The organism is Thalassoroseus pseudoceratinae, assembly GCF_011634775.1.
Classification (GTDB): Bacteria; Planctomycetota; Planctomycetia; order Planctomycetales; family Planctomycetaceae; genus Thalassoroseus; species Thalassoroseus pseudoceratinae.
Window position 1 is genome coordinate 761857 of sequence record NZ_JAALXT010000002.1, and the last position, 18807, is coordinate 780663.

General features: G+C 53.5%; 14 protein-coding genes. 7 read left to right on the forward strand and 7 right to left on the reverse strand.

Going from position 1 to position 18807, the window contains the following annotated elements; genetic code table 11:
* Positions 1 to 84: 84 nt before the first annotated feature.
* Both G6R38_RS08620 and G6R38_RS08625 read left to right on the forward strand, forming a co-directional pair.
* Positions 85 to 1476, forward strand: coding sequence for an ATP-binding protein (locus tag G6R38_RS08620; RefSeq protein WP_206028512.1), 1392 nt, complete (start codon positions 85 to 87; stop codon positions 1474 to 1476).
* Positions 1477 to 1499: 23 nt separating this feature from the next.
* The gene (locus G6R38_RS08625) at positions 1500 to 2546 is read left to right on the forward strand and encodes a tetratricopeptide repeat protein (protein ID WP_166822897.1); all 1047 of its coding nucleotides are present in this window, start codon (positions 1500 to 1502) and stop codon (positions 2544 to 2546) included.
* 56 nt (positions 2547 to 2602) lie between these two features.
* Here G6R38_RS08625 and G6R38_RS08630 read toward each other — a convergent pair whose 3' ends face one another.
* A complete protein-coding gene (locus G6R38_RS08630) occupies positions 2603 to 3163 on the reverse strand; it encodes a DUF309 domain-containing protein (RefSeq protein WP_166822900.1) in 561 nt (186 codons plus the stop codon).
* 643 nt (positions 3164 to 3806) lie between these two features.
* Between G6R38_RS08630 and G6R38_RS08635 the strand changes: the two genes are divergently transcribed.
* The 4 genes from G6R38_RS08635 (at position 3807) to G6R38_RS08650 (ending at position 7545) form a co-directional block, all read left to right on the forward strand.
* On the forward strand, positions 3807 to 5636 hold the full coding sequence (locus G6R38_RS08635) for a serine hydrolase (RefSeq protein WP_166822903.1): 1830 nt from the start codon (positions 3807 to 3809) through the stop codon (positions 5634 to 5636).
* 71 nt (positions 5637 to 5707) lie between these two features.
* Positions 5708 to 5881, forward strand: a complete 174-nt coding sequence (locus tag G6R38_RS08640; protein WP_166822906.1) for a hypothetical protein — start codon at positions 5708 to 5710, stop codon at positions 5879 to 5881.
* A 140-nt stretch (positions 5882 to 6021) separates the two neighbouring features.
* Positions 6022 to 7014 carry a DUF1559 domain-containing protein gene (locus G6R38_RS08645; RefSeq protein ID WP_166822909.1) on the forward strand — a complete coding sequence of 331 codons (993 nt, stop codon included), beginning with the start codon at positions 6022 to 6024 and terminating at the stop codon, positions 7012 to 7014.
* 108 nt (positions 7015 to 7122) lie between these two features.
* Positions 7123 to 7545: a transthyretin-like family protein gene (locus G6R38_RS08650; protein WP_166822912.1), complete on the forward strand. Its 423-nt coding sequence runs from the start codon at positions 7123 to 7125 to the stop codon at positions 7543 to 7545.
* Between the two features lie 119 nt (positions 7546 to 7664).
* On the opposite strand, the gene G6R38_RS08655 is transcribed toward G6R38_RS08650, so the two are convergent.
* Together G6R38_RS08655 and G6R38_RS08660 are read right to left on the reverse strand one after the other, a co-directional pair.
* Positions 7665 to 10679, reverse strand: coding sequence for an exo-alpha-sialidase (locus G6R38_RS08655; protein ID WP_166822915.1), 3015 nt, complete (start codon positions 10677 to 10679; stop codon positions 7665 to 7667).
* A gap of 104 nt (positions 10680 to 10783) precedes the next feature.
* A complete protein-coding gene (locus G6R38_RS08660) occupies positions 10784 to 12292 on the reverse strand; it encodes a sulfatase (RefSeq protein WP_166822918.1) in 1509 nt (502 codons plus the stop codon).
* Between the two features lie 352 nt (positions 12293 to 12644).
* Here G6R38_RS08660 and G6R38_RS08665 point away from each other — a divergent pair, with 352 nt between their 5' ends.
* Positions 12645 to 13955, forward strand: coding sequence for a PQQ-binding-like beta-propeller repeat protein (locus G6R38_RS08665; protein ID WP_166822921.1), 1311 nt, complete (start codon positions 12645 to 12647; stop codon positions 13953 to 13955).
* Positions 13956 to 14080: 125 nt separating this feature from the next.
* On the opposite strand, the gene G6R38_RS08670 is transcribed toward G6R38_RS08665, so the two are convergent.
* From G6R38_RS08670 to G6R38_RS08685, 4 genes are all read right to left on the reverse strand, one after another.
* A complete protein-coding gene (locus G6R38_RS08670; RefSeq protein ID WP_166822924.1) occupies positions 14081 to 14539 on the reverse strand; it encodes a GreA/GreB family elongation factor in 459 nt (152 codons plus the stop codon).
* A 154-nt stretch (positions 14540 to 14693) separates the two neighbouring features.
* On the reverse strand, positions 14694 to 14957 hold the full coding sequence (locus G6R38_RS08675; RefSeq protein WP_166822927.1) for a hypothetical protein: 264 nt from the start codon (positions 14955 to 14957) through the stop codon (positions 14694 to 14696).
* A 325-nt stretch (positions 14958 to 15282) separates the two neighbouring features.
* Positions 15283 to 16686 carry a sigma-54-dependent transcriptional regulator gene (locus G6R38_RS08680; protein ID WP_166822930.1) on the reverse strand — a complete coding sequence of 468 codons (1404 nt, stop codon included), beginning with the start codon at positions 16684 to 16686 and terminating at the stop codon, positions 15283 to 15285.
* Positions 16683 to 17873, reverse strand: coding sequence for a two-component system sensor histidine kinase NtrB (locus G6R38_RS08685; RefSeq protein WP_240928121.1), 1191 nt, complete (start codon positions 17871 to 17873; stop codon positions 16683 to 16685). Before G6R38_RS08685 ends, G6R38_RS08680 begins: the two co-directional genes overlap by 4 nt.
* Positions 17874 to 18807 lie beyond the last annotated feature (934 nt).

Sequence of the window (18807 nt, forward strand, 5' to 3'; positions counted from 1 at the left end):
TGATCCATTCGAGACTGGGTCCGTTTTGATTTCAGCCCTACGACCCGTTGCCGGTCCGTTCTGCTAGGAAAAAGAGAGTTCCCGATGATTGCTTCGGAAATTAGTCCAGGTTCAACGGAACAATTGCGAAACACATCAACCGACTCGAGCCAAGTCACCGGACAGTCGGTCACGCCACCCGCTTGCCCGAAATCGCTTTCCGAAGCGGGCGTGAATCTCGGTTCACTCTGTGATCTGACGTTGAAACACCTGTATTTGCAGGGGCATTCGCTCGGTGCGGAGTTGGCTCGGCAGTTGCGATTGCCATTTGTACTCGTCGAGGAGGCGTTGCGGCATCTCAAGGACGAGCGTTGCTTGGAAGTTGTTTCCGGCGACTTGATCGGCCCCGCTTCGTATCGATTCAACTTAACGCAGTACGGCCGAGAACGAGCGCAAGAAGCCTTCGACTCATGTCGTTACGTCGGACCAGCCCCTGTACCGTTGTCCGATTATGTGAGGCAATGCCAACGGCAAACCGTGGCCGATGTGCAATGCCATCCCGATGAATTACGCGAAGCGTTCGCCGACTTAATCATTTCCGACGGACTACTGGACCAAATCGGCCCGGCGGTTTGCACGGGGAAGTCGATGTTCGTTCACGGTGCTCCCGGTAACGGAAAAACGCTGATTGCCAGCGGATTGGGACAGTTCCTGAACGATCATGGCGGTGAGATTTTTGTGCCGTACGCCATCGAAGTCGATGGCAGCATTATCACCATCTTCGACCCCACGATTCATCGCCCAACCGACAACGCCGACAACCGGTTTGCCGATGCCTCGCAAGCCGCTTCAGCTTTAATGTCCACACCGTCAGACGCTTCCACACCGGATTTCCGCTGGCGACGGGTGCGTCGGCCGGTCATTGTCACGGGCGGCGAGTTGACTCTCGACATGCTGGACTTGCGGTACAACCGGGAAAGTAATTTCTACACGGCTCCGATGCACGTCAAAGCCAATGGCGGAATCTTCTTGATCGACGATTTCGGTCGGCAGATTGTCGGTCCACAGGAACTCTTGAATCGGTGGATTCTGCCACTCGAAGACCGAGTCGATTATCTCACGCTGACCACCGGGAAGAAACTGGCGGTCCCGTTTGAGTCGTTGATCATTTTTTGTACGAATCTCGAACCGCGCGAGTTGGTTGACGACGCCTTCTTGCGGCGAATTCGTCACAAAATCGAGATCGGCCCGCCCACGCGAGAGGTTTATACGGAAATCTTTAAGCATTGTTGCGAAAACCGCGAAATTTCCTTTGAACCGTCGGTCGTCGATTACCTTTACACCGAGTATTACGATTCCGGAAGATCTCCACGTTCGAGCGATCCTCGGGATTTATTGGAGATCATCTACTCAATTTGCCGATTTCAAAGAAAAGAGATTGAACTCAACGACCAATTGATGGCGGAAGCCACCAAACGGTTCTTCTGCAATGTTTGAAACACGGACAACGGAGCGCCGCCATGATCCGCATTCGACTGACGCATGCCTTGCTCGGAGTCGTTTGCCTATCGGCAGGCTCCGGGTGTGTTTCCGGTCCTGGTATGTTCGGGGGCAAACCCCAAACATCGGCCGAGCGAGAATTACTCGCGGAGCTCGAGTCCTCGGAGAACTTGTCCGATCCGTCAACGCTGCATCTGAAGTATGCCCGTTGGCGGGAATCGGTTGGTGATGCGGCCGACGCACGCAAGTCCTATGAATTTGCACTCGAGAACGACGCGAAATCCGTCGACGCCATTCTGGGATTGGCACGACTGGATCAACTCGCCGATCGCACCGCCGATGCCGAAGCGAATTTCCAACGGGCGTACAATTTGCGTCCTGATAGCGCACAAACACAGCATGCTTGGGGCCAATTCCTGGTGAGTCAGCAGCGGTGGCAGGAAGGGCTTCCGTTGCTTAAGTCCGCGATGGAAGCGGAACTGGATAACAAGTCGTACCGGTATCGGTATGGGCTGGCATTGGTTCAAAGCGGTGATATTGACGTCGGTTTCCCGTTGCTTGCGTCAACGGTGGGCACAGCGGAAGCCCATTACAACGTCGGGTATGTGTTGCACGAACAGGGACAGACGGATCTCGCGATTGCCCGATTCCGACAGGCATTGGCTTTGAAGCCGACGCTCGAACCGGCTGCCCGACTGATGGCGGAACTCACTGGCGATCGGCGGTATCTCGCGGGATTCAACACCGGAAAACAGTCCACAGGCATCGTGCAATCTGGTCATGTCACGGAGAGCCGTGAGTCGGGTCAGCAAGTCTTCGACAAAGCCGCCTCACGAGCGCCTCAAGTGGCTATGCGGCCGCAAGTTGTTCCCGATCATCGTCAACAATCGATGAGTCGCAATCACAACCCGCAGGAAGCTCCACGGGTGGTCAACGCGGATCACTCACAATCCGCTCCCTCGGCATGGTATTCCCGTCCCGAGACCAAAGCGGCGGCCCAAACGCCTCCCAACGGGATGACGGCGTTGCAGGCCGAGCAGTGGCGGAACCAACAGGTCATGCAATAAAAAAACGGACAGCGAAATGGCTGTCCGTTTGAATTCGACTGACCGCAACACAACCGTTACGCAAACGGCAATGGTTCAGGTTGCAGCACGAAGGGAAACACGCGAATCGGTTTGCCGGCCGGCAAATCATTGCGGTAAAGCAGTTGAGCGGCACGATCGGCAGCGAATTGCAGACCGGTGAAACGGAGACCGCAGAACAAGTCGTCTTCGCTTTCCGCTGCGACATCGGCAAAGACTTCGCCAGCGGAAGCGGCATGCCGACGAACGCCGTGGATGCTGTCTTCGCGAACCTTCACGCCCGCAGCAGCCAATTTGACGAGCCCTTTGAGAAATCGTCCCACCATCGTGTCCGGTCCGGACGCCCGCCACAGTCGATCCCACTCATCGTGAGCTTCCCAGTAGAAGCCACAGTTGAAGTAGTCGAGCGACAGCAAATAGCTGCGGTTGTCAGCCCAAACATCGGGATCCAGCGGCTTGGTCGTCCGATTCTTCTTGCCGTAACTATGACCGCGAGGATCGCGAAAAGGGTGGGGAAGATCCGTTCCTGGAATGAAAGCATACGCCGGCAAATCCGCACCGGGCAGCAGGCGTACCCCTGCCGTTGCAACTTGGCTCATCCGTCTCTCTCTTATCGATTACTAAGATTTGCCACGTCGAACCGTCCTGACGCGACCAACCGTAAATCCAAGCGAGGACGTCCTTGCCCAGGCCTCTCCCGTTGACACTAGTCGTCCGAATACCTCCCAACGCCCTGACGAGCGAGTTTCGGTCCTTGAACCGGAAACAAATTCGGGGGAGATGTGGTGTAGCTCTTGCAAGATTGTTGTGTGGACGTTCTTCGCTGAGAACGCAACAAATCAAGCAGGGTTTATGTCTTTTGCTGTCAAGGGCTACAGTACATCAGACGTAGGTCGAATAATACCCGGGTTTTCCCGGCTGAAAAGAGGAATTTGGTAGGTTTTCCCTGGAAAGTGCGAGGAACTCCCCATTCGGGATGTATGGAAGGGGGCGGTCTGTACAAAAATCAACACGATTTTCTTGACAACTTTTCCATCCAAGACAATCCGGAACACGCTCAATAGCTTTGAGTATGCCTATGTGTTCATGTGTTGGCCTAGCGTACGGATAGCGTATGGAGAGGAAACTGTACGCACTTCTTGATACGATGCCACGACGGAATCGCAAATTCTTGTCTTGCAATCGACCTCGTTTGTGGATGGTCGGCGGCATTTACGCTTTCGGATCAGGAGAGACACTGCCATGCCCACACGTTGTGTCCGCACCTTGTTGATGCTGCTTTGTTGCTTTGCTTGCCAGACCACGACCGCGGCAATGGCCCAGTCGGATTGGAGTTTGCAGCAAGTCCCCAAACTTCCGGACGGTGAAGACGCCGTCCGATTGTTCAATGGAAATTCGCTTGCGGGTTGGGAAGGGCAGACCGAGAAGTATTGGTCAGTCGAAGATGGCATTATCGTCGGACGCAATAACAAGAAGAACGCCCCCAAAGCCAGCACCTACCTCGTAACAGAGAAGAAATACCGCAACTTCCGGCTCATTTTTGAGGCGAAGTTAGTTACCAGCGAGATGCACTCGGGCATCGCTCTGTGGGGGGAAACCATCGAGAAGCAAGCCGATCCGTTTAGCTATCGCGGACACTTGGTGATGTTCCCCTCGAACTACGGCTTCTACGATTTGTATCGTCGAAATAGCATCTACCGAGATAACGGCACGGCCAAGAAAGCTGGGAAACAGCACGATTGGAACCGAATGGAGATTCTCGCCATCGGCAATCGCATTCGGCATGTTGTCAACGGGAAACTCGTCGCAGACTGGACTGATCCCAAACCGGAACTTTGCGGCACGGGTCCGATCGGTTTGCAACTCCACTCGAACAAAGTTCCGCAGGAGGTTCACTTCCGCGGCCTCGTGCTCACAGAAAACCCCAACGACGAATTGGTGACTGTCGCCGAGAATTCGACTAGCAAAAATGCGGCACACATGAAGTTGAACGCCGAGAAACTGGCGCAAATGCCGAAACGGCTGCAGAAGTTCGTCGATGACGGCACGTTTTCCGGCATCGTCACGTTGGTGGCTAAGGATGGGAACGTCGAGCATCTCTCCGCGATTGGACAGGCGGACCTCGAGACGGAACGTCCGATGACGACGAATTCCCTTTTCGCAATCGCCTCCATGACCAAACCCATTACGGCGACGGCGTTAATGATTTTAGTCGACGAAGACAAGGTGTCGCTTGATGACCCGGTCTCGCAATACATCCCGGAATTCGAGAACGTCGCTCTGAAGAATGGCGAGGAACTCCAACGGGAAATTACAATTCGTGATGTTTTGACTCACACATCTGGTTTGGTGGGGAGCCAGGCGGTGAAAGAGTCATTGGAGGCAACGGCGAAAGAGTTGGCAGCCCGACCGTTCGGCTTCCAACCGGGTTCGAAATGGCAATACAGCCCCGGCCTCAATGTGGTCGGACGGATTATCGAAGTTGCGTCGGGCAAGTCTTATGACCAATTTCTGCAGGACCGCATTTTCCGGCCGCTGGGGATGACCGACACCACATTCATTCCCACCGAAAAACAGGGAAAACGAATCGCCACCTTGTATGCTCCCACTCAAGATGGCCAAGGACTTGAACCGTACAAGAATTGGATCAACGATTATTCAGACGCCAAACCGCCGAATCCGTCTGGTGGTCTATTCTCCACCGCCTCCGACATGGCCAAGTTCTATCAAATGATCTTGAACGGAGGGAAACTCGATGGCGTGCGGATTGTCTCGCAGGACGCGGTTAAACAGATGCGAACCGTCCAAACTGGGGAACTCAAAACGGGATTCACCGACGGCAATGGATGGGGATTGGGCTGGTGTATCGTTCGCGAACCGCAAGGTGTGACGGCATCGCTTTCGTCTGGGACTTTCGGGCACGGCGGCGCATTCGGCACACAAGGTTGGATCGACCCGAATCGCCAAATGATCTTTGTGCTGATGGTTCAACGAGCCAAGCTGCCGAATAGTGATGGATCGGAATTGCGAAAAGCATTTCACGATCTCACTGTGGATGCGCTTGAACAATAGTTTCTGTTCTGCACGCTCCCAGTCAGATACGCGGAGCGTGACCTTCTCTCCTTTCAATCATGTGCACTCGCATGGACAAGAAAACCAAAAAGAAAATCGGACTACTACGCGACCGCGTTCAGACGCTCCGACGACAACTCTCCGGCGCCAAGAAACAGAACGACGATCCTGCCGAAGTCACTCGGCTTGAGAATGAGCTGGAGACCCTCGAGCAGGAAATCAAGGTTCTTCTCGAAAGTCAATAATCGTTAGCACCTTAACAAGACTCTTGAACCCCGACTGGCCCGCCGATATTCTCAGGAAGGACGCAATTCTGCATCCGTTCTGAATTCTTTTCTCAGACGTCTATTCCCTGTTCCAGGTCTCCAGTCTAACGGAGGACGCTATGCGACGCGCCAGTCGGCCACGTGGGTTCACGCTCATCGAACTCCTTGTAGTCATCGCCATCATTGCCATTTTGATTGCCCTGTTACTCCCTGCTGTCCAACAGGCCCGTGAGGCCGCTCGCCGGACTCAGTGCAAGAACAATCTGAAGCAAATCGGCATTGCCCTGCACAACTATCATGATGTGACCAGCTACTTCCCTTCGGGGCATTCTGGTCAAACGCCTTGGATGAATTCCTGTCCGGAAGGAACGTGTGGTCATTGGGCTTGGGGGTCGTTGATCCTACCGTTTTTGGAACTTGGAAATACTCACGAAAGCATCCAAGTCGGGGCCCAGCCGATGCCAACATCCGCCAGCAATGCGACGATGCTGGCAATTATGCAGACCCCAATTCCCGCGTTCCGTTGCCCATCCGACGTCGGTCCCGATCTCAACAACGATCAGAAAATCCCCTCGACAGGTGGGGGCGGAGGCAACTGCACCGGTTCGAGTTGTCGACCTGTCGCGTTGTCCAACTATGTCGGCTCAAACGACACGTACAACCTCGATCGATCCGCATGGAATGGTTTCATGGGGCGGGTGCCGCGACTCGGTCCGGCGTCGAATCCGTCCGGTGTGCAAACCGCGATGGCGACTCGTGACATCACCGATGGCCTGAGCAATACCTTCGCGATTGGCGAACGGGCTTGGGAATTGGGCGGCGTCCGTCTGCAAGCTGGTGTCGTTTTCGGTACGAACGGCGATACGGGGAATCACAACGATCAAGGGTTGGTTTACGTGATGGGAGCTGGTCGTTGGCGTCTCAATGACACATGCAACGAATGTGATCGTGGCTTCAGTAGTCCGCACCCCGGTGGTTCTCACTTCTTGCTCGCCGACGGTGCTGTCAAGTTTGTGAGCGAGAACATCGATCACAACACCGATTCCGCCGTCAATAGCACCTACGAAAACCTCATCGGTCGAAGCGACGGTAATGTGGTTGGCGAGTACTAAGGGCCATCGAACCCTCCAATTCTCAAGTTGCGGGTGGCGTGAGATCTCAGATTTCACGCCATCGCCGTTTCCACTCTCCAAGGTTTCTTCACTTTGAAGGCTGAAAGCATGCTCCGAAATTGGCTTCGTGTCTTGCCTTTGCTGGTCATTTTCGCATACGGATGTTCCGGGACACCCGACGACCAACCCGAAACCGGCACTGTGACCGGGGTCGTTCTTCTCGACGACAAACCGCTACCCGATGCACGGGTCTTGTTTTCCCCCACGTCCAGTGGGCAAAGTTCCGAGGGAGTGACGGACGAGAATGGCAAATTCGAATTGCGATACAAACGCGACATTATGGGGGCGAAAGTTGGCGAACATCTCGTCAAGATTTCGACCTTCGAGCAACCCGTTATTGGTGACGATGGTCGCCCCAGCGGCGGAAGACCGGAGTTGGTTCCGCAGGAATACAACGAAACATCGTCGCTGAAACGAACTGTCGAAGCGGGAGAAAACGAGTTCGAATTCAAACTCCAAGGCGGTGGCTGAAAAAAAACGACCGATCGAATACCAATTCCTCGGCAATCGGTCGATCGTTGCATGTTTCGATATCAGACGCCCAAACGCATCGCTAGGTGTGAACAGTCACTGCAATGCGTTTGACCCAATCATTTAGCTTGGTCGCCAATAACAGCGCCAGCCTCGATCAGGTTCGGATCAATAACGGTGTGACGCACACGCTGACGGTTCCAGGTGTAGGTCATGTGAACTTTCCCATCTTTGGTTTGAATCATCGCCGGGTAGGAAAGTTCGCCTTTTTCCACCTTCTCGACCGTCGCCACTTCCCGCCAGGTGCGACCGTCATCACTAATGACGAGATTCAAATTAGCCCGTGATCCCCAACCGTCTTTCCGTTCGCCACCGGAGTGGTTATACAAGAGCAAGTGCCGGCCATCGGTCAGCGTGACGGCTTCGATACCGCTGTTCGGATTCGGCAGTCCTGCATCGGCAAGTTCCGTCCACGTGTGACCCTGATCACGCGAGAACGCTTGGAAAATGCGGGAATGTTTGGACCGCAACAACGCTTGGATTTCCCCCGACGCATGAGTCAGCAGCGTGGGTTGAATGACTTGAAACGGTTGGTCCTCGGGTTCAAATCGTTGCCAAGATTGGCCCAATTCTGGATGAGCCATATTCTTGAGAATCTCGAAGTGCATTCGCCAATCGTGATTGTGTTCGGTCGACGATGGACACAGCAAATCGCCGTTAGCAAGCAGCATCGGTTTGCTGCGAACCGGCCCGTGGATTCCTTCTGGTAGACGGCGTCGGTCACGGAATGTGCGACCGCGGTCGTAGCTCACCATCACTTCGCCCCACCAATCACGCGGGTTCGGTCCGACCTTGAAGAACAACATCGTTGGAGCATCGCCAGGTGGTTGATACAACACGGGATTCCAGCACGGGTAGCGAAGCCCTTCGTGTTGAACGCCATCAGCAGCCAAAGACGGTCCTGACCACCGACTCCCATCGTAGTAGCTTGTCCAGATTCCGACATCTTTGTTGCCTTCCCTCGTCCCACCGAACCAAGCCGCCACGAGTCCACGGTTGGTTTCACAAATTGTGGACGCATGACATTGAGGGAAGCTGGCTTTCGTGTAGATGAACTCCTCACTCACGAAACCCGGGAACTTCGGTTTGGCGGTTTTCTTAGCCGGCGTTGCGCGAAGTTGGTCTGCATTGAACGACTTGCAGTCGTCGTGAGCGGCGAAGTAGAGACGACCGTTCTCGGCACCCACGAGCAAATCCGGTTGACCGTCTTGGTTGAAATCGCATGCGGCGGGACTGGATGTGTGACCGGCAACATTTCGGTTCGCTAGATTGCCGATGCGTTTCAGAACGATCTTCCCGTCGCGTGTTTCGCAGTTACGATACCAAAGTGCGTTCTCGGAATTGACGATCACATCAAGGCGTCCGTCGCTGTCCCAATCGACAACATCTAACTTGACTCGCCCCGAACCGCCACACGAACGCGAATTGAGTTGCAGTGGTTGATTGTTCTCATCAACGAACACCCGCTCCGCCTCACCGGCCGATCGTCGCAGAGTGAGAAAGCCTTCCTGATCGAGCAAAACGAGATCCATCGTTTTGTCATCATCGAAGTCCACCGCGACCGGTGTTGTTCGCCATTGCGTGAGCGTATCGCTGGCGAGGGTTTGCCACCAATACCACTTCGGCGGTGCTTCGTTTTGTCCCGATTTCAACGCGACATCGATGAGCTTTCCATCATCGTTGCGGAGCACGCCAACTCGGGAAAGGATCGAATTGTAAATGATGTCGGGGTCAGAATCGCCGTCCCAATCAGCCACCGAGAGCGTCGTGTAACCCCACTTGGCTTCGGCCGGTCCTTGAATCGATCCATTGGGACCGGCGAGCACACGGAACGGTTGACCGGCGGAATCGTCCACGTGGGTATGAACATTCAACAACGTCGGTGCGGACCACTTAGGAAGCCCGTTCTTTGCGGTTCCCAAATTTTCGAAAAGCCCGATGTATCCGGCGGTATTTCCACAGAGGATGTCTTGATCGCCGTCGCCATCCCAATCGTAGGCATACGGAGTAGCCAATGCCCCAAACTTCAGGGTGTCCGCTTCTTGCTGAAAGTACTGAGGTGCGAGAAACACAGGCTCACGATTTCGCAGCTCACCGGTGTTTTCCACGAGGGCAACACGACCGTCTTCGTCTCCGACAATCAAATCGAAATCGCCGTCACCATCCCAATCGACCGCCGTTGGGGTGATCATTTGCAGATCCATCACCAGTGGTTGGCCGTCGCGATTTTTCAAGCGACGACCCGCTGCATAAGCCGGTTCCGTCCGCGTTCCGATGTTCTCGAAGTAGGTGAAACCATCGAGGAATTCCCCGCACAGCAGGTCCAAGTCACCATCGCCATCGAAATCCGCCAGATTCGGTGATGGCCAACCGTAGACATCGATGGCACCGCCCGCAGCGGTCAGTTTCTCCGGCGAATCCGAGTATTCCGGTTTCGACGCGGAGCCCTCGTTGCGAATGAGGTAAACATAACCATGCAACGGGCCATTCCGCCATTGACCATGATTATCGTACGCGTTGTCCCAAGCGAAATCGGTCCAGTCACCGACACCAACGACGATGTCTTGATCGCCGTCGCCATCATAATCGACGTACCGCCACATGTTCCCACGGACGCGGTTTTCGTGGACATTGCTCTTGGGGTAAATCCGCTGACCTTTGTTGAAATCGAATTGGCCAGTTTTCTTGTCGCGAGGAAATTCCCAGCAAGTCCGCAAGACTCGTGGCTGGCCATCCACATAGCTGACCTGCATATTGTGGCTGGTTTTGCCAACCCGCACACCAGGCCGAAACACCGGCATTTTCTCGCCGGGTTTTTGACTTGGGTTCTCGAAGAAATAGACGCCATTCGAGGGTTTGTCCGGGCAGGACACCAGCAGGTCCATGTCGCCGTCGTTGTCGTAATCCATCGGTAACGGCCATGCCCACAGGCCGACACCAAGGTCGACAACGAGGCCCGGATTGTTGTAGCGAAGCTCTTTTAGCTTCCAGGAATCTTCAGCGACCGCGAGACTACCCGATGCGAGAGCAATCGCGGCAATAACGGTCAATGGGATGAAACATTTCTTGAGCATGGCATCTCTCAGGAGGGGAAAAGATTGCACAGTCAGTGCGTTGCTGTGGTCTGTCGAAAATCGTGATCAAGCAATGGATTTGAGCCCCCATTGCCAAGTCAATCTTAACGGGTGTTTGGTCTGGATGAAGGCAATCGGGCGTTCATGTCGGCGAGTGTTCGTTTCAACTGCTGTGTTAGTTGTGTTGCCATCTGTGGATTCTGTGAACGCAGGTTCAAATGCTCAGCCGGATCGTGGGAAAGATCGTAGAGTTCGGTCGATTCGTCTTCATAATAACGGATCACCTTGTACGCTCCGAGTCGCATCGCGGAATGAGGTCGAGTGCGACTGGTGACAAAATCGTCCACGCCAATCCGATCCGGTGCTTTTGCGAATCCGCGTTCGGGATGATAGTACGGAAAATGCCAAATCAACGCACGGTTAGGGATGGCTTGCTGTTTCGTTAGTAACGGCAACAGGCTGATGCCATCGGTTTGGGACGGGGGTACTCCAGCCGCTTCGGCGAATGTCGCGTGGAGGTCGTAACCGATCGCAGGTTCATCAGTCGTCGAACGCGCTAGAACGTGGTTTGGCCAACGAACAAGCAATGGCACCCGAATCCCGCCTTCGTACAAGTTCCATTTCGAACCTCGTAGCGGCCCATTCGCGGTATATTCCGGATGCCCGCCGTTGTCGCTAGTGAAAACGACAAGCGTATTGTCGCGTGTTGCGGTTTCGTCAATCGCGTTCAGAATTCGTCCCACGTAGTGATCGAGGGTTTCAACGAAGGCGGCGTATCGCAATCGTCGTTCCCGTGCAGGTGAATCCGCAGGGATGAGACGTTCATACTTCTCGATCAACCAACGGCAAGGCGTTTTGACTGGAGTGTGGACATAGAAGTGTGACACCATCGCGAAGAACGGTTTCTTCTGCGACTGTCGCAGGTATTTGCAAGTGCTTTCGACAAGCGTGTCTTTCGGGAACTGACCTTTCTTGGTCAGTGGTTCCGGAGTCGTTCGGCCCCAGGAATACGGGTGCCCACCGAAGTCTTCGATCGCAAATTGAAAACCCTGTTGTCTTGGTCCATGTGTCGGGCTCCAACCAAGATACCGTTGGTAATGAGCGTTCAAGTGCCACTTTCCAAAGAACGCCGTCGCATAACCGGACTGTTGCAGCGTCTCTGCAATCGTGATTTCGTCCAATGGCAAATTCAATGTAAACGGCGGTGCGACCAGTGGCGTGTCAGCGTCCAACTGTTGATGGCCTGGCTTGTTCTTGGTGACGAACTCAAACCCCAGCCGAGCCGTGGTCTTGCCCGTTAAAAGGCTTGCCCGTGAGGCCGAACAAATCGGCGCCGCCGCGTACCCGTTCGTGAATTTCATCCCCTGATCCGCGAGTCGATCGAGATTCGGGGTGTCGTGCCAAGGATGTCCATAACACGCCAAATCCGCCCATGCTAAATCATCGGCCAAAATTAAAACGATGTTAGGATGACTTTGCTTCTCTGCGGCAGCCACGGTGCTCACAAAGACCGTCAGGAAAAGCGACGTTACGGCGGCTCGCACACATGTGGCAAACGCACATCGGAATCGGTTCCTCGATTCTCTCCACCAACGATTGTGCAAATGCCGCATCGGTCGATCTCCCATCGAACTTTGCCTTGAACTCGTGAGACGAACCGCTTGAGTATCCAGTTATCTGCGTCTAAGTTCAACTTTGACGATCCCTTATCATCTCCACACGGCCACAAGTCATCGAACGCGACCAATCGACTCCCCTCATAATTGGTATGAACAGGTCTTCTCAACCAGGTTGATCGCGACGCTTGACGAATCGATGAAATCCGAAGACAGTGCAGAGGCGATATTTTTTTGGGCTTCAATGTCGAAACTAGGTTTCAACTAGTTGCCCACGAAAGTGCACCGTTTCAACGAATTGCTGCTGTTTTGACCGTTCGTTTTCTTCGACCCCAAGGATTGCTATTCGATGTATCGAACTACACGTCTCTTATGCATGCTGGTTCTGTGTACCGCTGCAACTCCGATCAAGGCTGACAATTGGCCTCACTGGCGTGGCGACAACGGCAACGGAGTCGCATTGAAGGCCACACCGCCCGTCGAGTGGAGTGACTCGAAAAACGTCAAATGGAAGGTGGCCATTCCAGGCCAAGGATCGGGTTCGCCGGTCATCTGGGAAGATAAAGTGTTTGTCGTTTCAGGCGTCCCCGCAAACGCCGATGACAAACAGAATCAACCCGCGGCTCCGAGACGACGTCGCGGCAATGGGGCTGCACTACAGAAATTAAAGTTCACAGTGTTCTGTTTTGACCGAGCCACCGGGAAGAAGCTTTGGGAACAGGTCGCAACCGAAGCCAAGCCACATCAGCAGACACACGCCACGAACAACTTCGCATCGGCGTCGCCGTGCACCGATGGAAAACACGTTTACGCACATTTCGGTTCCCGTGGTTTGTACTGCTACACAATGGACGGCCAACTGGTGTGGAAACGTGATGATCTTGGTCTCATGGAAACTCGCAATGGATTCGGCGAAGGAAGTTCTCCGACGCTTGCGGGTGACAAAATTATTGTTCCCTGGGATCATGAAGGTGAGTCGGCCATCTTCGCACTGAATAAGCACACCGGTAAAACGATGTGGAAGACGCCTCGCGATGAACCCACATGCTGGGCAACTCCGTTGATCGTGACGGTCGACGGCAAAAAACAGATCATCATGAACGGCCAAACGAAGGCCCGCGCCTATGACTTGGAAACCGGAGAAGAATTATGGAGTTGCGGCGGCCAAACCGAGCGTCCCGCGGCATCGGCCGTCGCAGAAAACGGCGTAGTCTATATTGCAAGCGGCTTTCGCGGCTCCTTCCTCGGAGCATTTCGCCCAGACGGCCAAGGTGATATCGAAGGCACAGACCATGTGCTATGGACGATCAATCGCGACACCCCAGACATTGCTTCGCCGCTACTTTCCTTGGGGCGATTGTACTTCTACAAAGCTAGAACCGGAATCTTAACGTGCATTGACACTGCGACCGGCAAGCCGCATTACAAAGCGACTCGCGTTCCCGGTCTCAATAGCATCTATGCGTCACCGATTGCCGCCGGCGGGTATGTGTACTTGACTGATCGCAGCGGCACAATCGTTGTGATCAAAGACTCCGGCGAGTTTGAAATCGTTGCGACAAACTCAATGGGTGAAACCGTCGACGCAACCCCTGCACCCGTCGATGACGAACTATTCGTTCGCGGTGAAAAGCACTTGTTTTGTATTTCGGGGTCATGAAGCAGTAGCAAAAGTCGTCGAGCCGTGAGCAAGTGACTCACGGCTCGATCGCTTCCAATAACGACCACGCACTGTCGCATCGAAGCGTATACATAGCGAATTCGTCTAGCAATCAACGACGAGGCCTAAACGAAATGGTTTAGCCTCGCATTGATGATTTCATGATTTTGGTTACCGAGTTCGGCTGCTAGGTCTGCGTGTGGATAGACATTCACGATACGGGCTCGCCGTAACCGTGTGGGAACCTGCCACTCAATGACATCGCCAATCCGATACCCCAAGATGGCCGTTCCAATCGGAGAGAAGATCGAAAGTCGTCCACGAGAGATGTCAGCCTCTTGAGGATAGACAAGTGTGTAAAACTCACTGATTCCATCTACCAAATCAATCAGTTCGACGGTCGAACGCATAACGACGACATCACTGGGAACGTCTTTCGGATCCACCACCTCTGCACGTTCCAGTTCCGCTTGCAAGTGTCGCATGTGCGGTTGCGGGCCAATCGCTTGTGCGAAGGTGCTGTTAAACGCTTTCTCAATGTCGGCTAAATCACTCGATGTAATAACAATCCGTTGCTGGCTCATCGCAGTTGCTTTCTTGACGAATCTTGGTCTCAGAAACAAAGGGGCCTGTTCTGTTCGCGAATGCCAGGCGTATCTCTTGGTGAAATGTTTCGAGTTGTCCCGGCAATCGCGTGACCGAGTATCTTCATTACTAGCCCTAGTGGGAATCGGTCAACTATCTTGTTCCCGGTGTGATATCAATTGTGAGCACATCTGGGAAAAACAAGAGAAGTGCTAGCAACATCACAACCGGCAACAATGCTAATATCCCGATCGCAATGACAGTCCGATTCAGTGAAACGAGTTCTTCGTCTGCCGCCGATCGAAAGTGACGAACAAGACGGTGCGTGCGAGTCGGCTGACGGTCTTTCTTGAGCGTGTGACGCCGAATGAATTTGGAGCTTGTCGCGAGATGGCGTTTCGCTAGAAAAGTCCCCATGATGAAACCTCCGGTTAGATTACTTGGTGACTAACCAACGCAATCCGTGTGCCACCGAAAACCGAGACGTGAATGTCAAGGAGGCATGCGATGAAAGTTGTAGTCGCAAAAGGACTTATGGCGATGCGGAATTTCGCGACGGCGGTTGAGTTGCCGGTTTCGCAGTTTGAGATCGGTAGGAGAATGTCAAACGTAGACGACAGTGGCTTCCACAGTTGTCACAATAGGTTGGTTAGCGAACTGTGGTGTTGTCGTTCGGGAGGGATACTGCGAGTGCAGTGGTATGCTCGTCATAGTCTGACGAGATGAAAAGCGGGCTCGCAGTTTACCCACGGAAGTCGGCAGCGTCAATAGCATGTTTGGCTAGCAGCTTGTGCATTCCTTGTCGGGATAGACCAGCTTGCCGGGCCGCTTTGGACACGTTTCCTCCATGCTTTTGGAGCAAGGCATTCAAGTACTTGTAGTCCGCAGCATCAAGAGCTTCTTCTCGCGATATCTCGCTAAAGCTGGAATCAACCGTACGTGGCTTTCCCGATCGCTCTAATAAGGGTTTCGGCAAGTCCGTGAGTTGAATCGTATCTGAATTTGCCAAAGCCATGGCACGCTCGACGACGTTTCTTAGCTCGCGAATGTTGCCTGGCCATTCATATTTCAGGAAGCACTCGGCAACTTCATCCGAAAGGCCAACGACCTGCTCACTAGGACGCTGGAACTGTCTCAAGAAGCTTTCCGCAAGAAGAATCGCATCGCTGCCTCTTTCACGAAGCGGTGGCAAGTCAATGTGAATGACAGCCAGACGATAAAAGAGATCCTGCCGAAACCGTTCAGCTTGAATCTCCACTTCGAGATCACGATTAGTCGCGCAAACAAAACGGGTATCGACGCGAACCAACTGACTCTTTCCAACGGGCGTGAAGGCTTGGTCTTGAACGGCCCGTAGTAACTTTGCTTGAGATGCTAGAGGAAGTTCACCAAGTTCGTCGATGAACGCAGTACCTTGGTCACATTGCTTCAGCAAACCATCTTGGTCTTGAACCGCACCTGTAAACGCACCTTTCGCGTGGCCAAACATCACAGACTCGAACAACGATTCAGGAATCGCAGTGCAGTCAACAACTTGAAACGGATGAGAACTGCGTCGGCTATGTTGATGAATCGCTTTCGCAACCACTTCTTTCCCCGTCCCGCTCTCACCACTGATGAGCACGTTGGTGTCAGTGTGAGCGACACGCGAAATGACTTCCAGCACCTGCCGCATGGGCTCGCTGCCACTCACAATTTCCGGGAACAACGCAAAGATCTCATCGTCTTCAAGCCGAGATCGCGCGGACGCACCCGCCTCAGATTCCTCGATAGAATGTGCCAACACACGACGAATACTAGCAAGCAAGTCTTCGTATTTGACGGGCTTGAGCAAATAGTCGGCGATTCCCAGTCGCACACTTTCAATTGCCGATGGCAACGAAGGCACCCCCGTGACTACAATCATTGGAACATCTGGCCAAAACTCTCGTCCACGATGGAGTAGTTCAAGTTTGAGATTTCCTGGCATATTCAGGTCAGAAAGCACTAGGTCAAATGGTTCCTTTGATAGTGCCTCCATCGCTGCATGCGCATCGGAGACGCAGACACAATCAAATCCGGATTTTCGAAGCAGATCACCGGTGGTCCGTAGGTATAGAGGCTCGTCATCGGCGACGAGAATTCTTGCTGGAGGATGATCGTTCATCGAACTTGATCTCCGTTTGATTCGACTTGCTTCGGAAAGACTGCCGTGAACTGACTACCTTCACCGGGTTGACTATCGACTTGAATCGAACCACCCATCGCTTCAATCAGACTACGCGAAACAGAGAGTCCTAAACCCATCCCGCCTTTGGGTTGCCCCGTCTTAGTACTGAAGAATGGTTCAAAAATCCTTGGAAGAACCTCTGGAGAAATTCCGTCTCCACGATCTGTCACGATGACATGGACTGTGTTTTCGGATTCTGCAATACCGACCTCCACCGAATTTTGAGGGGCAGAGGCTTGGAGCGCGTTCCGAATAAGGTTGTATAGAATCTGTTTGACTTCGCCTTCTGGTAGCAAGACCGGGGACTGAGAATCTGTCGGCGTCGCTCGCAATTCAACTTGCTGTTGGCGGGCGACCCGTTCGAGCAGCGTCACAACCTCATTGACGACACGAGCCATTGGAAATTCCGTCGGCTTTGCCGGATCGCGGCGGTAGAGTTGGTACATCTGGTGCGTAATTGAGCGAATTCGCTCGATCTCTCCATCAATGAGCTCAAGTAAATCGTAGTGTTCGTGGTCTGGTGAATAGGACGACTTGATTAATTCAAACGCATTCCGAATTCCCGCCAGCGGATTGTTCACTTCATGCGCAATGCCGGCTGCAAGTTGGCCGAGTGCAGCGAGCTTCTCCATTTGTCGGCGTTGTTCTTCCAAATGATAGAGTTTCGATGTTCGTTCTTGGACAATTTGTTCTAGATGATCGGCATAGAGGCGGAGTTCCCTTTTGAGTCGATGCCGTTCCGTGACATCACGAACGCTCGTGCGGAATCCAAGATGGGAGCCACCGCGATCATACATGGGCTGCCACGATACAGCCATTTGCTTCTGTTCATTAGACTTGGTCTGGATGCAGAATTCCAAGTCGTTCTGTGATGTGCCTGCAACGGCCTGATCGAGCGCTTGCTGAACAACACGACGGTCGGACTCTTCAACGATTGGAATGGGATAGTTCGGCATCACCATGCACTCGGCAACTGAATACCCCGTCATTCGTTCGACGGCTTGATTGACCCAGATCAAACTCCCTCGAGGGTCATGCCAGCTCTCCCAGTCGTATGTATAGTCAGCAACTGCACGAAAGTAGATATCGTTGATGCGGTCGTTATGTAGATGCGAATATGGCACATTAATCCCTTCCATCGACCCAATGCGTGACAACACCTTGCGAGCATTGCCGACCAACAAGTATCTCACATCTCGGTGAACCTGTCGATCAGCAATCGCGGTTCGACAGGGAAACGTTGACTGACTTCCGATACGAAAAAAGGGATGCCCCACCGGATTGGCGGGACATCCCAAGCAGATTCGTCATGTGCTCTGGTCGGAGACCAAAACTCTAGCAGTCTCCTGAAGTCAACAACTTGGCGTTCGACTTTGCCCGTCAACCGACAGGGTTGGAGAGCGAATAGCTGCCAGGCAAGAACTGGCAATTTACACTATCGAATTTGTCGAGGCACAATGACCGTTCGGGACTGGGGCGTGGCGTTCTGTGGAACGATCTGCCGCGGAGTCACTGTTTGAACCGGTGTGTGCATACGATACTGTGTTGTTGACTGTGGCACATAATAATGCCGCTGCGGTTGGGAGTATGAACGGTTGAACCAACTTGTTGGCCGATAGTTGCGGCTTGCGCTGGGGCGATTGTGAAATCCTTTGCCCGGCCGCGTTCGACTGCCACCTGTTAGTCCCGCGCTGGCAATTTCAGCGACAAGCAAGAGACCAGCGACTGCCAAAGCACATGACACCTTAGGAAGAAATCGCATATGGAGCACTTTCAGGTTCTACATGCCGATGCGAACATCCTGCCGAGTACAGTCTCTGCTCGGCTCACCGGCGACTTTGAGTCTCCCCACAATCGGCGCTGATCGTGGTTCCGATGTTCGTGCAATCCATTTAGGCAACGGGTGTGCCGGAAGCGTTCACATGCCGGTCTCCGGGAGCTTGCTGTATTCCTATCTTCCGGCTGAATAATGCCTTATGAAAACCGATAATTCTTCGGCTCGAATTCATACTTTTAGAGTCTGCAAGGATACTCGTCAGGCAGGGTCAACCGGGTTCG